General features: G+C 39.1%; 18 protein-coding genes. 1 reads left to right on the forward strand and 17 read right to left on the reverse strand.

Going from position 1 to position 17,686, the window contains the following annotated elements; all coding sequences use genetic code 11:
• Positions 1 to 148 precede the first annotated feature (148 nt).
• The 9 genes from IGI49_RS21280 to selD form a co-directional block, all read right to left on the reverse strand.
• Positions 149 to 1,954 (reverse strand): ABC transporter permease, encoded by a 1,806-nt coding sequence (locus tag IGI49_RS21280; protein WP_429965593.1) that lies wholly within the window; start codon positions 1,952 to 1,954, stop codon positions 149 to 151.
• Positions 1,955 to 1,967: 13 nt separating this feature from the next.
• On the reverse strand, positions 1,968 to 2,720 hold the full coding sequence (locus IGI49_RS21285) for an ABC transporter ATP-binding protein (protein ID WP_429965592.1): 753 nt from the start codon (positions 2,718 to 2,720) through the stop codon (positions 1,968 to 1,970).
• The gene (locus IGI49_RS21290; RefSeq protein WP_429965591.1) at positions 2,720 to 3,085 is read right to left on the reverse strand and encodes a YxeA family protein; all 366 of its coding nucleotides are present in this window, start codon (positions 3,083 to 3,085) and stop codon (positions 2,720 to 2,722) included. Before IGI49_RS21290 ends, IGI49_RS21285 begins: the two co-directional genes overlap by 1 nt.
• Before the next feature lie 150 nt (positions 3,086 to 3,235).
• Positions 3,236 to 4,627 carry an L-seryl-tRNA(Sec) selenium transferase gene (gene selA / locus IGI49_RS21295; protein WP_429965590.1) on the reverse strand — a complete coding sequence of 464 codons (1,392 nt, stop codon included), beginning with the start codon at positions 4,625 to 4,627 and terminating at the stop codon, positions 3,236 to 3,238.
• 7 nt (positions 4,628 to 4,634) lie between these two features.
• A complete protein-coding gene (locus tag IGI49_RS21300; RefSeq protein ID WP_429965589.1) occupies positions 4,635 to 5,771 on the reverse strand; it encodes an aminotransferase class V-fold PLP-dependent enzyme in 1,137 nt (378 codons plus the stop codon).
• Between the two features lies 1 nt (position 5,772).
• Positions 5,773 to 7,674, reverse strand: a complete 1,902-nt coding sequence (gene selB / locus IGI49_RS21305) for a selenocysteine-specific translation elongation factor (RefSeq protein WP_429965588.1) — start codon at positions 7,672 to 7,674, stop codon at positions 5,773 to 5,775.
• A complete protein-coding gene (locus IGI49_RS21310; protein ID WP_207702722.1) occupies positions 7,675 to 7,935 on the reverse strand; it encodes a DUF3343 domain-containing protein in 261 nt (86 codons plus the stop codon).
• A gap of 11 nt (positions 7,936 to 7,946) precedes the next feature.
• A complete protein-coding gene (yedF, locus tag IGI49_RS21315; protein ID WP_429965587.1) occupies positions 7,947 to 8,543 on the reverse strand; it encodes a sulfurtransferase-like selenium metabolism protein YedF in 597 nt (198 codons plus the stop codon).
• 12 nt (positions 8,544 to 8,555) lie between these two features.
• Entirely contained in the window at positions 8,556 to 9,578 is a 1,023-nt protein-coding gene (gene selD, locus IGI49_RS21320) for a selenide, water dikinase SelD (protein ID WP_429965586.1), read from the reverse strand.
• Between the two features lie 181 nt (positions 9,579 to 9,759).
• On the opposite strand from selD, the gene IGI49_RS21325 reads away from it, so the two are divergent.
• The gene (locus tag IGI49_RS21325) at positions 9,760 to 10,458 is read left to right on the forward strand and encodes a DUF554 domain-containing protein (protein WP_429965585.1); all 699 of its coding nucleotides are present in this window, start codon (positions 9,760 to 9,762) and stop codon (positions 10,456 to 10,458) included.
• A gap of 65 nt (positions 10,459 to 10,523) precedes the next feature.
• Here IGI49_RS21325 and IGI49_RS21330 read toward each other — a convergent pair whose 3' ends face one another.
• From IGI49_RS21330 to prdA, 8 genes are all read right to left on the reverse strand, one after another.
• Positions 10,524 to 11,399 (reverse strand): sulfite exporter TauE/SafE family protein, encoded by an 876-nt coding sequence (locus IGI49_RS21330; RefSeq protein ID WP_429965584.1) that lies wholly within the window; start codon positions 11,397 to 11,399, stop codon positions 10,524 to 10,526.
• An 86-nt stretch (positions 11,400 to 11,485) separates the two neighbouring features.
• Complete coding sequence (locus tag IGI49_RS21335) at positions 11,486 to 12,361, reverse strand: sulfite exporter TauE/SafE family protein (protein ID WP_207702717.1); 876 nt, start codon at positions 12,359 to 12,361, stop codon at positions 11,486 to 11,488.
• A gap of 22 nt (positions 12,362 to 12,383) precedes the next feature.
• Positions 12,384 to 13,400, reverse strand: coding sequence for a proline racemase family protein (locus IGI49_RS21340; protein WP_429965583.1), 1,017 nt, complete (start codon positions 13,398 to 13,400; stop codon positions 12,384 to 12,386).
• Between the two features lie 78 nt (positions 13,401 to 13,478).
• Positions 13,479 to 13,958 (reverse strand): glycine/sarcosine/betaine reductase component B subunit, encoded by a 480-nt coding sequence (locus IGI49_RS21345; protein WP_207702715.1) that lies wholly within the window; start codon positions 13,956 to 13,958, stop codon positions 13,479 to 13,481.
• 28 nt (positions 13,959 to 13,986) lie between these two features.
• On the reverse strand, positions 13,987 to 14,724 hold the full coding sequence (gene prdD / locus IGI49_RS21350; protein WP_429965582.1) for a proline reductase cluster protein PrdD: 738 nt from the start codon (positions 14,722 to 14,724) through the stop codon (positions 13,987 to 13,989).
• A gap of 15 nt (positions 14,725 to 14,739) precedes the next feature.
• On the reverse strand, positions 14,740 to 15,465 hold the full coding sequence (gene prdB / locus IGI49_RS21355; RefSeq protein ID WP_278253196.1) for a D-proline reductase (dithiol) protein PrdB: 726 nt from the start codon (positions 15,463 to 15,465) through the stop codon (positions 14,740 to 14,742).
• 3 nt (positions 15,466 to 15,468) lie between these two features.
• On the reverse strand, positions 15,469 to 15,768 hold the full coding sequence (locus IGI49_RS21360; protein WP_429965581.1) for a CBO2463/CBO2479 domain-containing protein: 300 nt from the start codon (positions 15,766 to 15,768) through the stop codon (positions 15,469 to 15,471).
• A 19-nt stretch (positions 15,769 to 15,787) separates the two neighbouring features.
• Positions 15,788 to 17,680 carry a D-proline reductase (dithiol) proprotein PrdA gene (gene prdA / locus IGI49_RS21365; protein WP_429965580.1) on the reverse strand — a complete coding sequence of 631 codons (1,893 nt, stop codon included), beginning with the start codon at positions 17,678 to 17,680 and terminating at the stop codon, positions 15,788 to 15,790.
• Between the last annotated feature and the right edge of the window lie 6 nt (positions 17,681 to 17,686).

Below are 17,686 nucleotides of genomic sequence, written 5' to 3' on the forward strand. Positions count from 1 at the left end.
GAAGATCAGCTATAAATGTCCGATTAGTGTAACCATACTTGTTGAGTCAAGAAAACTTTCAGTCTAAACACTTAAAAAATTTTAACCTTTTATCGTTTTTTTTTCATAATTCTATCTGCATTATATAAAATAACAAACCATCTGAAACTTACTCTTGTTGTTCAATTACTAAGTGTGTATACATCCAAACAGTAATCACATAATAAATCAAATATAAAAGGAAAAATATCCCAAATGGTATCCATAACGCTTGATAAGGATCGCTCAAAAATGCTGTGAACATTTGCAGTCCAAAAAGTACATGAACCATTCCTAAGAAGCCAGGTCCTAAAAATAGAACTCCAATTTCTCTGCGAATAGATTGTTTCAATAATGATTGACGTGCACCAATCTTATTAAGCATACGATAACGTTGAACATCGCTATAAGCTCCTGATAAAATTTTAAACATTAGACAGCTTGCTAACATTGTTAGAAAGGCTAATCCTAAGAAGAAACCCATAAATTCAAATCCAGAAAACATGATATTGTAAGAATTATAAGCAGAAACCTTTTGTGAAAAACTACCAATACCGTCTTCATCAATTGATGGATTATTTTTCTCATTCTCGTGAGCCAAAGCTTGGATAGGTTTCAACTGTTTCAAAAAGTCATTTACTTGAACCAATTGCAACTCATCAATTGATTGATCAATAGCATCAAATTCAGCCTGAGAAACTAGATGCATTTCCTTGCTTTGTTGATCTGGTAATTCTACCGAACGTATCGCATCCTGAGCCGTAATATTATTCTGCATTTCTGAGCCTGTATATTTTTTAACCTTTACTGAGCGATCTTGTTTGAACTCATGAGTAGAAATTGGGTTTTGATTGAACTCTTCCGTTAAATAGTAAATATTCTCGGCGTCTTCTTTAAATTGATAGTTCACATCTGTCGTTGGATTTAACGCTGACACTTTTTGCTGATCCACTTTTTGAGCATTATTTAGTACAAGGTCATACGGTGTCACTGCATTGGCCATTTTAGGAATCTCATTGCGGAAACCTAATCCTACTGTTAAAGCACCCAAAGCTAAAGCAACTAGCATGGCTACCATTGACAAAATTCGTGTATATTCCTGCATGCGAAAACTTAATTGTGATAGAGTAAAATTATTTAGTTTCTTAAAGGCAATATTATCTACTTTTTTCAGCATGGACAAAATAAAGACAATGACTGAATGGAATACAAAATAGGTGCCTAATACAATCGTAACCAGTGCTCCCGCAATTCCCAAAAGCTGAAGAACCATTAGTTGATCCATCATGACATAACCAGCTATCAGTAAAATTACACCCAGCAATGCTTCAAAAAACAAGCCCGATTTACGACGTTTTACTTGCAGCGGCGTTTGGTTTTCCCGCAACAAGGTCAAGATTGGTTTTTTAGCAATTACTGTCGCATTTGAAACAGCTGCAATCAAAAATAAAATTGTAAAGAAAACAACGGTCACTAAGAATGCTTTCCCATTAAGCGGTGAAAAGTGTTGAATTTGAATATTGAGTTTAGTTGTCAATAGATGATTCACTACCGAAGTTAATCCAAGTCCCACAATTGAACCACAAATAGTTGCGAGAATCCCAATCAAAAATGTTTCAATAAAAATCATTTGAGCAATTTTTTTTGCTTTAGCTCCCAACATCATAAACATGCCATAATCCTTTTGACGCATTGCCATCAAAAAGGAATTGGCATAAAAAATGTAGACTAACGTAATAATCGATAGTAGGACAGTGCCAAAATAGAAGATAAAGACTATTGATGAAACCAACGAATTGCTTTTTAGAAAGGCTTCATTACTAGCCATAGATTGAAACATATAAAAGATGGCTGCTGCCATTACTAAGCCAGAAAACAAGACTAAATAGTCCCGCAAACGGCTTTTTACTCCTGTTAATGATAACTTGACTAACATACACATACTCCTTCTACTGTTCAAGGTTTCCTAAAGCTGATAAAATATCTCGATAAAATTTTTCGCGACTTTTTTCACCCCGCTGAATTTGCTGATAAATTACGCCATCTTTAATAAATAAGATTCGCTGGCAATAACTGGCAGATAGCGGATCATGGGTTACTAATAAAATAGAAACTTGATCCTCACGATTTAATTCTTCCATTGTGTCCAATAAATCTTTGGCACTTTTTGAATCCAAAGCGCCCGTCGGCTCATCTCCTAATAGTATTGTCGGTTGGGTCACTAAAGCCCGAGCGGCTGCCACCCGTTGCTTTTGACCACCAGATATAGCCGTTGGATAACTATCTAAAATATGGTCAATCGACAAACGTTGCGCTATCTTTTGAACCTCTCTCTTAATTATTTTTGGCTTTACCCCTTGTAATGACAAAGGAACCGCTATATTTTCGGCAGCGGTTAAATTTTCTAACAAATTAAAGTCTTGAAAAATGAACCCAATTTCCTTGCCACGAAAATCAGCTAGACGATTTCCTTTCAGAGTAGAAACATCTTTTTGGTTTATCAAAATATTCCCCTCCGTTGGATTATCCAACGTTGACAATAAATTTAATAAAGTTGATTTTCCTGAACCTGATGCTCCCATGATGCCAATAAATTCTCCTTTGTTCACTTCAAAGGAAATTCCTTTTAGAGCCTCTGTCTTTTTTTCATTTTTCTTACCATATACTTTTTTCACGTCTTGTATTTTTACTATTGTTTCCATTAATTTGCCTCCAATAATTTTTCTTGCGCTTTTTTAGGGACTTCTTTTTCTTTTACTTCTTCAAACGAAGTGACCCCCTTATTCTTGTTCCACGTCAATTTCAAAAAAGCTTCTTTACGTAATGGACGTTCTTTTACTGTAGAGAAATCCATACTCTTTTCCTCACCATTTTGATCATAGCCTGGGAGTTGGTATTGATATTTTGTATAAGTTTGGCCTTGACTATCGGTTTCATTCTGCTTTGTTCCATCCGTTGTTACTTGAACATAATAGCTATCTCCTCCCATAACGACAATATCAGCTATTTTTAGGGCAGCTACTCCAATAACAATCAATGTGATTAAGCCAATTAAAAGTTTTTTCAATTTATATCGCTCCTTTGTTTTTTCTTGTAGTATAGGCTGAATTAGAAAAACGCTCCATCGAACAAAGACAAAAAGAACTAACAATTTTGTCATATGAAAAAAAGACTCAAACATGGATTTTTGCTCCATCGTTTGAGTCTTTTACTCCCATTATGCTAATGTTCTGATCGCTGAAGTTATGAACGCGAATTCCTCATCCTCAATTGTTCGTACATCCAAATAATTTTTTTTGTTTTTTATGCGACTAATTATTGGCATACGACTTTCCCGCAGCTTTTGTTGCAAAGATTCTGCCGAAATAACATCCGAATAAATCGATACGACATAAGTTGGCAACGAATGTTCAGGATAAGAACCGCCTCCGACTGCACTGGCATCCTTTTCAACAGTTATAGTTAAATCATTAGTATTTTTTTCTAGTTTCTCTGCTAAAATTGTTGCTTTGCTCAGACAGTCCTCTTCTGTTAATGACAACATACGTAAAACAGGAATTTCTTGAATTGCTTGCGTTGGATCGAGGTATAATTCAAAGGTTGCCTCCAAAGCACTTAAGGTCATTTTATCGATCCGCAATGCTCGCAATAGTTGGTTTTTTTTCATCTGTTGAATATATTTCTTTTTACCTACAATAATACCTGCCTGTGGCCCACCTAATAATTTATCACCACTAAAAGTTACTATATCACAGCCTTGATCCAGTGCTTCCTTAACTGTTGGTTCATATGGTAACCCAAATTGTCGCATATCAATAAATAAGCCGCTACCTAAATCATTAATCAATGGAATAGCGGTATGATCGGCTATTTTCGCCAATTCTGGTATAGGGACACTTTCTGTAAAACCGACAATTCGATAATTGCTCGTATGCACTTTCAAAATTCCGCCAGTTTCTTCATTCACTGCCTGTTGGTAATCATTTAAATGGGTTTTGTTGGTTGTCCCAACTTCTACAATTTTTCCTCCACTGGAGGTCACTACATCAGGAATACGAAAAGCACCGCCTATTTCCACCAACTCTCCTCGAGAAACCAAAACTTCCTGGCCCTTGATTAGCGTACTCAGAACTAGTAAAACCGCCGCCGCATTGTTATTAACTACTAATACATCTTCAGCACCAGTTAACTCCTTAATAATTTCCGTTAAGTGGCTGTAGCGAGAACCCCTTTCCCCAGATTCTAAGTCAAACTCTAAATTAGAATAGTGAAAACTAATATCTTCTACCTGCTGTTGGACTCGTTTACTTAAAGAGGATCTTCCTAGATTGGTATGAATTACAGTACCTGTTCCGTTAATCACACGACGTAAAGAAAATTGATGTTGTATTAGTTCTTCAGTAATCATTTGTTCAATAGTTGGCAATTGCGGTAAATCTTGACGTATTTGCTGCAGCACTTCTCGACGAATATTACCAAGAACTTCTTGAATCGCTGCTTTTATCGCTCCTCTAGGATACTCCGTGGCTAACTGTTCAATCGCGGGACGTTTCAAAAGAATATCCACTGCCGGCAATTGTGCTAAAAGCTCTTGAATACTTTTCACCATAATCTTCCTACTTCCTTCCAGCAACTTCACTCAATGCCTGTACTACCTGATCAATTTCTTTCTGAGTAGTAAAACGAGAAAAAGAAAATCGAACGGTTCCTCGTGCTGCAGTTCCCAATGCTTCGTGCATCAAGGGGGCACAATGATAACCCGAACGTGTGGCAATTTCATAGTCTTCCCATAATAAATCACTCACTAAAGCCGAATCAGCGTCAGCAATATTTAAAGAAAAAACATTTACTCGCTGCTGATTCATATCTCCATATACAGAAATATTAGGAAGTTCCTGAAGCCTTTTAATGAAATAGCGACCAACTATTTCTTGCGCGGGTGCTGGGTTTTCTAATCCCCATTGGACAGCAGCCCCTAAACCTGCAATTCCTGGAACATTTGCTGTTCCCGCTTCTAATAACGTAGGGAATTCCTTTGGTTGTGTCTTAGAAAATGAACGCATACCGTCGCCACCAGTTAATACAGGTTCAACTACTATGTCTTTACGTACACAGACACCCCCTGTCCCTTGTGGTCCATACAACGATTTATGTCCGGTAAAACAAACAGCTGCAATTTCTTCATCGCCTAAATCGATCGATAAAACTCCAGCTGTTTGAGAAATATCAAGAACTAGCAACAAATCATACTTTTTACAAAAGGCCTTTACTCGCTCCAAATCCAATACATTTCCCGTCACATTACTCGCATGATTGCATACCACTACCTTGGTCTCTGGTCGTACTTTCTCCTCAAATTCTTGATAATTTAAACAACCAGTTGATGTTTCACTAGTAACAAAATCTAACTGAGCACCCGCTTGTTCTAACTGATATAAAGGACGAAGTACTGAATTGTGTTCCCAGCTGGTTGTTATTACGTGGTCCCCTGGTCGAATTATTCCTTTTAGCACTTCATTTAATGCAACTGTCGCATTATTAGTAAAAGCGACCTCATACCCTTCTGTGGCATGGAAAAGTTTCTTGATTGCTTCACGAGTTTCTTCAACTACCTGATAAGCCCGCAAAGAATAAAGATGAGCTCCCCGTGATGGATTACCGAAACTGTCAGCACTCAACACCTCTGCTACTCGTTTAGCTACAACAGAAGGTTTATGAACTGTAGTAGCGGCATTGTCAAAATATAGACTCATCCTATTCACCCGTTTCTTTCGATGCACCTAAAATCCGATAATTCTCCACTCTTTTAGTAATTTCTTGCTTATCCATATATTCTAAAATCAGCATTGATGATTTACGACTAGAGTTGGTCATGTCACGAAAATCTGCCAGTGTCATTTGTTCTTGTTCCTGAATTGTTTTACGAACCTTTTGAACCGCTTGCCAATAAATATTAGCCGATAATACGTATTCGTGAGTCAAAAAGATAACGGAATCTCCGTTTAGTGCCTCTAATACTTCCTCTGCATTTTTATCGAGTCCATACAAAGCATCTTTTTTAACCGGAGTATGACCATTTTTAGCCAACTCCGTTTCAATTTTTTCTTTCGCAAGTTGTTGGTATTTGTTAAAAGTAACTGTAAACTCAGCAACAGCCAATTTGTCCTGCTGTTCCTTGACTACTTCTGATTCTATCAATAGACGAATCAAAGCTGACAATTCCTTTTCAGTTAAGTGATTCCGCATGCGTGAACGAAATTCCTCTACCGGCATTCCTAAACGTAACCGATGTTTCTTATGATAGTCATTTAAGATGCCGATTGCTTTTTCTTGCAATGCTTGGTAACTACTTTGAGCCAGATAACCTGATTTCGTATCAATGATTTGCTGATCAGTTACCATTTCTTTTAGTAATGGCTGTAATTCTTCAATAGACTGCCCCAGATATTCGTGCAGTTCCTTTGATGTAGTAAAAGGCTGTTTTTTATTATTCATGAAATCCAAAATGATCTCTTCAATACTTCCTGCCTCTTTAGCTTTTAAGCTTTCTAAGATTTCTACCTTGAACCGACGGTGTTTAGTTGGTGCAGCATCTAGAACTTCTCCACCAGCAATTGTATGCATTGGTGAATAGGAACGCAATATAAAATGGTCTCGTTCCCTAACTGCCACTTGATCCTCTAAACGTAATTGTAAAAAACCTTCTGTCCCAGGTTTAATCCATTCCGTTCCTAAAGGTACCGTACGTGCCATGACTTCCCTAGTTCCAATCAATAAACGAACGCGATCCCATAGGCCAATTCCCATTTCAACTTCAGGCAAACACTTGACTTTTACATCTAACATCCAGGTCGGTTGCAGACTTTCAGAGGCTGACAATACATCGCCTCGCTCCAATTCGTCTTTACTTATATTAGCCAGATTCAAAGCTGTTCGCTGACCCGCCTGAGCCTGCTGAACATCTTGTTCATGAACCTGAATATTTCTAACTCGAACCTTTTTCCCACTCGAGTATACAAAAAGTTCTTCTCCCAACTGGACTGTACCATCCAACAGCGTACCCGTAATAACCGTACCAAATCCCTTAACACTGAATACTCGGTCAATATTCAAACGAGCGATCCCGGTACTGTTTTTTTCAGACAGTTCCTCAGAGCGAACTTGGATGGCCGTCAATAGTTTTTCAATTCCTGTACCACTAACAGCATCCGTCTCAATAATCTCTACCTCTGCTAACGGTGTATCAGCCAATTGATCTCGAATATCCTCTACTACCAGTTCCTTTAATTCTGGATCAACCGTATCAACCTTGGTTAAAACCACTAAGAAGTCTTGAATACCTAGTAACGTCAAAATATCGATGTGTTCCTTCGTCTGAGGCATAATTCCTTCTGCAGCATCAATAACTAGCAGGACTAAATTGATACCTGGTAACCCAGCTACCATATTTTTAATAAACTTTTCATGTCCAGGAACATCTACGATTCCTACTCGTTGATGGTTAGACAAATCTAAATAGGCGAAACCTAGATTAATAGACATTCCTCGTTTTTTTTCTTCTTTGGTTGTATCCGTCTCAATTCCCGTCAAGGCCTTAATTAAGGTTGTTTTCCCATGATCAATATGGCCGGCAGTTCCAATTACAATATTCGCCATCTAAAGATCCTTTCTTAATTCATAGTCTGTTTTTAATCCTTCTCGTTTCACATGATAAAAGCTTTCAGACTTCACCTGCTGCAAAAGTGTACTTAATATTTCCTCTTCTGCTAACTCATACTTCAAAGAAAAGCCGCAACTGGCATGAATTTTCTCTGGAGTAGGAATAATTCGTACCTTTAGTTGGGCTTCTTTGGCTAGTTTTTCAGCTTTCATAGCTTCATGGGTGGAATAGAAAAGGACCACTCCATATTCTTGCATCGCCTGCTCCTTTACGGTTTCATCACTTTTGGCGCTTGTCGCATCATTTCCACAATACGGTACATGTTAGTGATTTCACCAATGGCTACTTTTTCTGTCAGCTCAAAGAAATTCAAACATGCACCACAGGCATAAATTTCTACATCCTGATCCGCCAAGGCTTGCAAATCTTCTAATGAGTCTGATCCCTCTGTTACAAGACTTACACCACCATTATAGAAAATAATTTGCTTTGGCAATACATCTTGTTCCGTTATAGAATAAATGAACATCTTTAAAAGATTTTTCCCAAGCTCATCTGAACCGCGGCCCATAATATTAGTATCTACCACTACAATATAATCCTCGTTTGTCACTATTTCTGGTGATTCTTTTATCTCTTCTGTATCCACCGCGTCGCCATTACCCTTAGAAATTTTTACTCGATAATTATCCTTGTCGGGTTCCATTTGGTAAATATACCCTAATTGATCCGCCATCTTTTTCAGATTTTGTGTGGCAATCTCATTATCAACCAACGTCTCCACCGCTTCATGTTCCTTTAATGCTTTCTTTGTTTCAATCACTGGTAATGGACATGCTTTGCCAATTGCATCAATTTTATACATGTTATCGTCTCCTTAATATACAATAATTTCTTTTTCTGCTGGCTCTGTTACCCTCCCAAAATCTTGCGCTGGAATTCCCGCTGAGTTCAGTTCAGAAACTAACTCTTTCACCTGTTCTTCCGGTACACTAACTAATAAACCGCCAGAAGTTTGAGGGTCAAATAACAATTCTTCAATTGCAAAATCATCTACTACAAATTTTATTTTTTCCGTCATATAGTTGCGATTTCGCTGCCCGCCAGCAGTCAAAATAAATTCTTTGGCACCTTCATAGGCTTCTTGGAAATAGGGCAGCTGATCCGATTGAATTTCAGCAGAAAAATGACTATTCAACATTTCATGTAAATGTCCCGCCAAACCAAAGCCTGTGACATCCGTACAACTAGTAATCTCATAATTACGAATAATGGACATCGCATATTTATTTAGAGTCTGCATACTTTCAGTTGCCTTGTTGAAACCTTCTTGACTAATTTCATTAGCACTATAGCCTACTGTAATGATACTTACCCCAAGTGGCTTTGTCAGTACTAAATGGTCCCCTATCTGACAAGTATTGTTTTGATAAATATGATTAGGATCAATTGTTCCAGTTACAGATAACCCATATTTTACTGAATGATCATGGATCGAGTGACCCCCGGCTAAAATGGCACCAGCCTCTTGTACTTTCTCCGCTCCACCTCGTAAAATTTCTTTTAAAATCGTTAAATCCTTCTCCTCAGGAAAAGCTACGATATTTAGTGCTGATAATACTTCGCCCCCCATTGCGTAAACATCACTCAAAGCATTAGCCGCAGCAATCTTTCCGAATAAATAAGGATCAGTAACCATAGTTGGGAAAAAATCCAATGTTTGAATAATCGCTAAATCGTCTCTTAGCTTAATGACTGCAGCATCATCTGTTGAATCAAATCCTACTAGTAAGTTTTCATCACTAGATTTTGGTAAATCAGCTAATAGTTCTCCTAAATTCCCAGGACCGATCTTAGCGTTACATCCACCGCAAACAATTAATTTTTCGATTGTATCCATCTGTGCATCATCCTCCACGTTTCCTATTATAACAGGTAATTTTGTTATTCTCTATGTAAGTTTCCTTTGCAGTTTATCAGGAATAATTAATCTTTAATTTATATCCAAAAACTTGTTTCAAAAGGCTGTAAATCATGCTACCATGACAGTGAAGTATCAGATAATTTAAGGAGCACTGCTTATGTTTATAGGATCTATCGTTAACGCATTGTCCGTTATGTTAGGCAGTATTTTAGGAGCCTTTTTAAGAAATATTACTGAACAAACGAAAGAAACCATGACACATGGTCTAAGTCTTGCTGTCATAGCCATTTCAATCCAAATGGCTACTCAGACTGCTTCGTTTATTTTAGTTATCATTTGTATTTGCCTAGGCGGTATGCTTGGAGAATTTTTTAAAATTGAAGACCGCATGAATCAATTTGGTCTCTTACTTCAAAAACGTTTTGCTAATGGTAACGGTAATTTCGCTGAAGGTTTTGTGACCGCCAGCCTAGTTTACGTCGTTGGCTCAATGGGTATCATTGGCGCAATCGAAAGTGGTATTACTGGAAGTAATCATACCCTTTTTATGAAAGCCATTATGGATGGTTTTATCTCGATTGTCTTGACCGCCTCGTTAGGTATTGGAGTCTTTTTCTCTGCATTTGCTGTTCTTATTTATCAAGGAGCACTAACTTTATTGGCTTATTTGATTGCTGAAGGTTTGCCAAATCAGCTATTAGATCCTCTGATGAATGAAATTAGTGCCGTTGGTGGTATTATTATTCTAGGTATTGGACTAAATATGCTAAAGCTGACAACCATTCGAACCTCTAACTTTTTACCTAGCATGATTGTCTTGATTTTGATTATGAGCATTAAATACTATTTTTTTTAACCCATAAAAACTCCAATCCTTACGGGCACAACCGCAAGTAGATTGGAGTTTTTAATATTAAAAAATTAAATTGGTGCTGACTTACGACTTTTACGAATATAAGTAATTCCAGTATAGATTACTACGAAGATGATGATCCAAACCAAAATTGTTAAATCTAGCCCTGTAACAAATTTCGCAGCGATAATTACTCCAACGATTCCTCCCATTGCAATACCCAAGCTTACTCGACGGGAGTATTCTCCCTCTCTAATAAAGTTCACACTAGCAACCGGCATCAAGGCCCCACAAGAACCTGACATAATTGGGAAAGCAACCAACGGACTCAAGCCTAACATATAGACCATTGCCATACATGGCGCATAAAGTCCGACACCAATGGTCATCAATGCTCCAAATATGGCATTGCCGATAATTCCAATAATTAAAAGTCCACCTGACAGGCCGGTAGCTGTATTCCCTTCCCCTAACAAATTGATCATCCCAGCTTGACGTAATGCCATCAGAACAGCTGTAACAATTAAAGCCCACCCCATCCAAAACTGGACAGTTTTTTCTGGTAATTTTGTTACTGTCTTTGAGCCCAGCCATGATCCAACAATCGAAGCTGCGATCAAAGAAAACAACGTCAAAGGATCCACGTCCACTACTGTTATAAAAATAAGGCCTTCCAATAAACAAGAAAGTGCATGTCCAACATTCAACGTTCCTGGCAACTGCTTATCGCTGTCTAATTGCTTAGTTGCGTCTAACAACATAGCCGTAGGTGCAAAACTTCCGATACCCAGCGTATCTAAAAAATCTGTTACAAATCCAATCCCGATTGAGATAGGCCAACTACCGCCTCCAAGATTGGTTTTGTGTTTAATTAAATCTCTCCCAAAAACAACAATGTGCAGCAGTGCAAATAATCCTAAAGTGACCAAAACAATCTGTACCATTTTTTTCCTCCTGTTATTTGTATTAAAACATCAAAAACTACTCGTCCTTCTCTAAGGAAGGACAAAGTAGTTTTAGTAATATCTTATTATGCTGCAGCTGGTTTCATACTCTTACGAATGTAAGTAATACCAGTATAGATGATAACTACAATAATGATATACGTTAAAACATTCAAGTCTAAACCAGTAACAAATTTTGCTGCAATGATTACTCCGATGATCCCACCTGCTGTAATTGCTAAACTTACTTTACGAGCATAATCGCCGGTTTTTACAAAGTTTAAACTTGCTATCGGCATCAAGCCTGCACATGAACCCATCATTACTGGGAAAGCAACTAGTGGGCTTAGGCCTAACATATAAACCATCGCCATACATGGTGCATACAAACCGACACCAATCGTCATCAATGCTCCTAAGAAAAAGTTGATTACAACACCAATAATCAATTTGATCCCAGTCAATGCAGTAGCTGTATTATCCGCACCCAAGATATCAATCCAGCCTTGTTGACGTGCAAACATCAAAACAGCTGTAACAATCAACGCCCAACCCATCCAAAGTTGGACTTTCTTTTCTGGCAAACCTGTTACGAATCTTGAACCGATAAACGCACCTATAGTTGCAGAACCAACTAAGGCAAATAATGTAACCGGAGATACATCTACTACAGTCGTAAAGATAAATGCTTCTACCAATACGGGAATCCCATGTCCTACATTCAAAGTTCCTGGTAGCAAGCGGTCATGACTTAATTGCTTGGTAAAATCTAAAAGCATCGTAGTTGGAGCAAAACTTCCGATTCCTAGTGTGTCTAAAAAGTCTGTAATAAAACCGATGATTCCTGAAACAATCCAATTCCCATGTCCTAAATCATCTTTATGCTTAACGCAATCGCGCCCCATATTTACGGCATGTAACAAAATCAACCCAACATAAATCGCTAAAATAACTGTTACCATATCACTTACCCCTCCTTCATCTCTACCCTAAAAGGAACCCATCTTTTAAAGAATCTTTTGGATCAACTAAAAATGTATTGTATCCAGTAACATACGCTGACCCAGAGACACGAGGAATGATACCTTTATATCCACCCACTTCAGCTTCCTTAACAATTTCACCTTTGAATTTCGTGCATAAAATACTTTCGTAAACAAAAGTATCCCCAACCTTCATTTCGCCTTTACCATACAAAGTGGCAAGCTTCGCACTAGTTCCTGTTCCACAAGGAGAGCGATCCACTTGTCCGTCTCCAAACACAACCACATTTTGATAAGTCGCATCTGGGCTAGTAGCAGGTCCATAAAACTCAACTAAGTCAACTGTCTTAATGTGTTCTAAAGTAGGATGCTGAATTTCAATTTGATCATTCACTGCATCTCGAATGATCATACCTAAATCGTTAAATTTAGAAGCATTTTCTGGTTTAATCTCTAATCCGACAGAAGCCGCAGGTAAAATTGCAAAGAAGCTTCCTCCAAAAGAAATATCCATAGTGACTTCGCCAATTTCCGGAACATTGACTTTGACTGCTTCTTTGTATAAGAATGATTCCACGTTCTCAAATGATACAGATTCCGCTGAGAAATCTTCATCTAAGTGTACTGTTCCGCGAACAATTCCGGCAGGTGTATCTTGAACAACTTTGACTTCACAATCGCCTTCTTTAACTTCTACCCAACCTTGTTCAACTGCGGTAGTCATAGCAGCAATTGTGTTATGTCCGCACATATTCAGATAGCCACCCGAATCCATGAAGATAATTCCGTAATCAGCTTCTTCGTGGACAGGTTCCGTAATAAAAGCACCAAACATATCACGGTGCCCACGCGGTTCTAGCATAAGCATTTGACGTAATACGTCTTGTTGTGTTTCTAAATATTCTCTTTTTTCAGCCATTGTTTTACCAGGAAATTTTGGAATTCCACCAATGATTAAACGTGCTGCTTCTCCCGCTGTGTGTGTATCGATTGCTGAGATCATTTTTGATACTTTCATGTTTTTTCCCTCCAGGTTTATAGATATAGCTACTTTCATACTCAAATCAGCCTTAAATCAATATTAAGTAAAAGTATGCTATCTAATTTTTTGATCGTCTTTACGCATTTTCAATTTGATTGAAGCTAATGCCTTAACTGCATCTCGATGATTGATCGTATTTTCCCCAACTATCTCTGTTTCAATACCCTTTTCAGATTTATTAAAATCTAAAACAAAGTCAGTATACTTGTTTTCGACCACAAACTTAGCTTGTGATCCAATGAACTTAAGACCAATCACGCTGATATCTCTTTGTCCAATCTCTTCCAACATGTTCGCAAAATCAACATCTGAGTTACCCCATCCATCGGTTGAAGCAATTACACCATTGGTGCGCATCCCTTCAAGCCAAGCAGCTGCTCTACGGCCAACTAAATGTTTCATTTTGTTGCTTTGCGGTGTTCCCACTACCACAATGCCTTGAAAATCTATGTCAGGGTCATTCGACAAAAGATCTACTAACGGATCTTGAAAATGATGCAGTGAGGTTTCTTTTGTTGATGGGCCAATCCCCATAAAACATTCCCTCCTATCCGAATTCAAACTATACCATTGAGCGTATGACACCATCACGATATTCGTTTGCAGTAAGGTATACTGGCATATTATTCGTATCGATAATTGAAACGCCGCCTCTAAAACCACTTGGCTCTTCTGGAAACAGCAACATGTCATACATTGCACCTTGACCTGCTACTTGCTTAACTAAAGCTACTTTGGGTTTTCCAGGATTACTTTTTTCTTCATAAGTATGGGTTTCAACGGCCAGCTTACCTTCCAACATTTTCATCCGTTCTCTGATTTCTTGAATATAGTGATCTACAATTTCAAACATTTTTAAACTTAGCTCACGGTTAAAAGGCGTTCCTTTTTTCGCAATTAAGTCAATCCAAATAATGAAATCAGTTTCTTTTGGTGTTCCTGCTCGATTCAGCATCAAGTTTTCACGTAACAAACCTTCAGATGAGCCAAATTCATGCATCTGTTCGCCTTCTTCAATTGTCCCAGTCATAACAACAGTGACGCCTGTTAAAGTGTACGTGATTCCTGTCCCCAACGTTCCCAATACCTTCGTGGATATTGGTATAATATCCATGATGGTATTGGTTTCAATATCTAATTGATCAGGTTGGAGAACGTGAATGGTTAGTTTCTGAATATCGGGGCACGCACTGTCAAAGTGTTTTTTGATCTGTAGACGATCATGTGTCATATGAAATTGGTCACCAAGGGTTACCTCCGCCATATGGAAAACTTTGATTTTTAGTGTTTCGCCTCGCATAAAGTCACCTATATTCTATACATGCGCAATGTATTCGTAAGGTAATGGAACGATCTTACCTGGTGTCTCGATGGTTACTAAGTTAGTTAACGTATCTTTTAAGATACCTGTCTGCATTTCAATATTATGTGGTTCTCCAGCATTGGCGCCCATGGGTACCATCGGTGCAACTGCACGTGGTGATCCATTTTGACGTACTACTGGTGGTAATGCTGCAATTAAAATAGTAGGAATTCCCGCTTCCTCAATAGCTCTCTGCACGATCACGGCAGTTCTATGACAGGTTCCTCAGCCAGCGGTCATTACGACAGCGTCGACTTCTTCGTCCACTAATTTTTGTGCGATCTCAGGACCAGTGACATCGTGAAATGCTTCTTGGTCTCCTCCGCCGCCCATAAATGCGTAATGTACTGGTGCTGCTTCTTTGATAAAGCCTTCTTTGACTAATTCATGCAACCGGTCGATCGGGAACATTGCGTTCACGTCGCGGTTTACATCGGCGTTGTCGTACCCGCCGTGAGAGACCATCAATTCGTCGCTTGGTGTGCCGTCTGGTACTTCGCGGTATGTGGTATCTCCTGCTAAATTGAATCGTTTATCACTCTTTAAATGAACGCCTGCTGCCGTAGCTAATGCAACACGCATTTCTTTAAGCTCTTTTGTGACAGGTGTGAAGACAGATTTCGGCGTAATTGGCACGAAAATTTCTGACTGCAACCCTTCAAAGACTGTTAAGCCCATGTGTTAATTCTCCTCTCCTGGTGTCTGTGCTTGCTTCTTCTGAGTTTCCAAGCGTCGACGTTCATGCTCTTTGATGGCATGGACATAATGATCGTTGGGTTCCTCTTCCAAAACTTCTGGATAAGTCATTAAAAAGCCGACTTCCTGACCAATCGCTAAATCATATTCAGAGATGATCATGCGTCTGGGAATTTTCAATTGACCTAAACGTCCTTTAATGTCGATGGTTACACTGGCATCGTGAAGCTCGACAATGATTCCCTCAAACATTTGCTCTGTTGAAATATATTTGAGTCTATCCATAGTTATTCGTCACCCAAATCTAGTCTTTTTCGTAAATCTCTTGACGTTTTTTACTCTTCGGCAACACTTGTTCATTGTCTGCAAGGTCAATTTTCTTCCCTGTCGCTTTTTCAATGATTTCGATGTTGTTCAATTTCACATTTGGGTTCCACTTGCGTTCCGCTGTTTTGATTTCGCCGCCACCCATTAATGTTTTCAACATGGCCAAGTCACGAATCGCATCTTCTTTACACAAGGTGTTATTAGATAAGATTTCGTTTTCGATTCCTTGTTTGGACTTGTTATTATCCACCATAGCGCCCATTTCTGAGTTGCCGACAACCAATGCACCTTGAACAGCTGAATAAGAATCACCGACTACTTTCACGCCGCGTTTACCGATCTCTTCGATATGAGAAGCGAAGTCGATGTGGTTATTTCCGAAGCCTTCGGTTGTAACAATCGCTCCGTCGATATCCATCGCTTCAATCGTCATACCTAGACGTTTTGATACATAGTATTTTTCCGTGTTTGCCTGAGGTGAACCGACAAACATCACACCAACCAAGTCAATTTCTGGATCTTCCATTGCTTCCATTACCAATGGTTCTCTCCAGTAATGACGAGAGGTTTCTTTTGATGCTGGTCCAATACAGGTTAATGCATGGATTCCACCATCTAATACTTCAGTTGGAGCTAACATGATTGGCAAGTTCCCCAAGTCAACGTTTGGCTTCGCGCCAAGGGTGCCAACTGGTTCAACAGGCATAATCAAGTTATCGTGCATCGCACCTTGTCCCATGATTTCTTTCACGATCAAGACACGTTTGTTGCCAAAGCGACGTTTTTGCACGATTTCGTCTGTTTCTGCGACTAAAGCTTCATCAGCAACTTTAATGGCTTCACGAATTTCTTGTGTAATATGATCAGAAGCTTTATGAGCTGCCAAAGGTCCAGGACGTTCCATATTGGCGCCCTCTTTAATCGTTACTTGTGTTTTGATGAAGATTTCGCCTTTTTCTGGGGCACCAGGACGTCCCCACATAATATTGCGATCCAATTCACCTTCGGATGAACCAAATTCACCGATTTGTACGCCGTTGGCGTCTGTTCCAGTTACCACTAGTACGATGCCATCCAAAACACGAGTAACGCCATGGCCAATATCGCCTTCTGCTTTGGCCGCAATCGGTTGAACATCCATAATGGTTTCACTGTATTCGTTGTAACGATCGGGTGTAATAATTTCGAAGGTCATGCTTTCCACTAGCTCTTCTAGCTCAACTGCTTCCGCACACATCTCTTCCATTTTACGTAAAATTAAAGTTGTTCCTTCAATTTTAGTCTCTTCGCCAAATTCTACTTTGTTAATCTTTAAATAATCACGACGAACTGAGCGAATTACTTTTTCTTCTACCTCCGCAGCTGGTGCCTGCGGTGCAGGAGCGGCTGCTTGTTCTGGAGCAACTGGCATTGGTGCAGCTGGTGCTGCAACGCCCATTGATCCAGCAACAGACATAGGGACTTCTAAGTCAATGCCTTTTCCTTCAGCAATATGAATTTTGATGGTACCTCCTGTAAAAGGTGCTGCTGGTGATACAGGCGGTGCTGGGTGAACGGGTGCTGCTGGAGCCATTGGTTCTTCTGCCACTTCTGGTTCTGCAGCAGCTTCTTCCACTTCCTTCACACCATCAAGAATTTCTCTTGTTAAAGGAATCAAAGCATCTGTGGTTTCCTTTAAAGTTGTGCCAAGTACTTGTTCGATTGTTAACGCATTTTCAGGAATTTCCAGCAAGCCTGAATCCTCTAAATCTTCAAAGATTGCTGGATCTTCTAAATCATCTGGTGCGATTACTTTGCCTGCTTCTGCACGGCAACATAATACTGCAGGATCTTTTGCATGTTCTTTCGCAGTTTCTGCTGTGATGGACATTCGTTA

It is taken from the genome of Enterococcus sp. AZ071, assembly GCF_050499065.1.
GTDB lineage: Bacteria > Bacillota > Bacilli > Lactobacillales > Enterococcaceae > Enterococcus_A > Enterococcus_A ferrettii.

Excerpts from the sequence above, each read along its gene's own strand:
- IGI49_RS21310 (WP_207702722.1), bottom strand. The coding sequence starts at position 7,935 with ATGCAAGAATATGGAGTGGTCCTTTTCTATTCCACCCATGAAGCTATG.
- prdA (WP_429965580.1), bottom strand. The coding sequence starts at position 17,680 with ATGTCCATCACAGCAGAAACTGCGAAAGAACATGCAAAAGATCCTGCA.
- IGI49_RS21280 (WP_429965593.1), bottom strand. The coding sequence starts at position 1,954 with ATGTTAGTCAAGTTATCATTAACAGGAGTAAAAAGCCGTTTGCGGGAC.
- IGI49_RS21300 (WP_429965589.1), bottom strand. The coding sequence starts at position 5,771 with ATGAGTCTATATTTTGACAATGCCGCTACTACAGTTCATAAACCTTCT.
- selB (WP_429965588.1), bottom strand. The coding sequence starts at position 7,674 with ATGGCGAATATTGTAATTGGAACTGCCGGCCATATTGATCATGGGAAA.
- yedF (WP_429965587.1), bottom strand. The coding sequence starts at position 8,543 with ATGTATAAAATTGATGCAATTGGCAAAGCATGTCCATTACCAGTGATT.
- IGI49_RS21340 (WP_429965583.1), bottom strand. The coding sequence starts at position 13,400 with ATGAAAGTATCAAAAATGATCTCAGCAATCGATACACACACAGCGGGA.
- IGI49_RS21345 (WP_207702715.1), bottom strand. The coding sequence starts at position 13,958 with ATGGGGATTGGCCCATCAACAAAAGAAACCTCACTGCATCATTTTCAA.
- selD (WP_429965586.1), bottom strand. The coding sequence starts at position 9,578 with ATGGATACAATCGAAAAATTAATTGTTTGCGGTGGATGTAACGCTAAG.
- prdD (WP_429965582.1), bottom strand. The coding sequence starts at position 14,724 with ATGCGAGGCGAAACACTAAAAATCAAAGTTTTCCATATGGCGGAGGTA.
- IGI49_RS21335 (WP_207702717.1), bottom strand. The coding sequence starts at position 12,361 with ATGGTAACAGTTATTTTAGCGATTTATGTTGGGTTGATTTTGTTACAT.
- IGI49_RS21325 (WP_429965585.1), top strand. The coding sequence starts at position 9,760 with ATGTTTATAGGATCTATCGTTAACGCATTGTCCGTTATGTTAGGCAGT.
- IGI49_RS21330 (WP_429965584.1), bottom strand. The coding sequence starts at position 11,399 with ATGGTACAGATTGTTTTGGTCACTTTAGGATTATTTGCACTGCTGCAC.
- IGI49_RS21285 (WP_429965592.1), bottom strand. The coding sequence starts at position 2,720 with ATGGAAACAATAGTAAAAATACAAGACGTGAAAAAAGTATATGGTAAG.
- IGI49_RS21360 (WP_429965581.1), bottom strand. The coding sequence starts at position 15,768 with ATGGATAGACTCAAATATATTTCAACAGAGCAAATGTTTGAGGGAATC.
- selA (WP_429965590.1), bottom strand. The coding sequence starts at position 4,627 with ATGGTGAAAAGTATTCAAGAGCTTTTAGCACAATTGCCGGCAGTGGAT.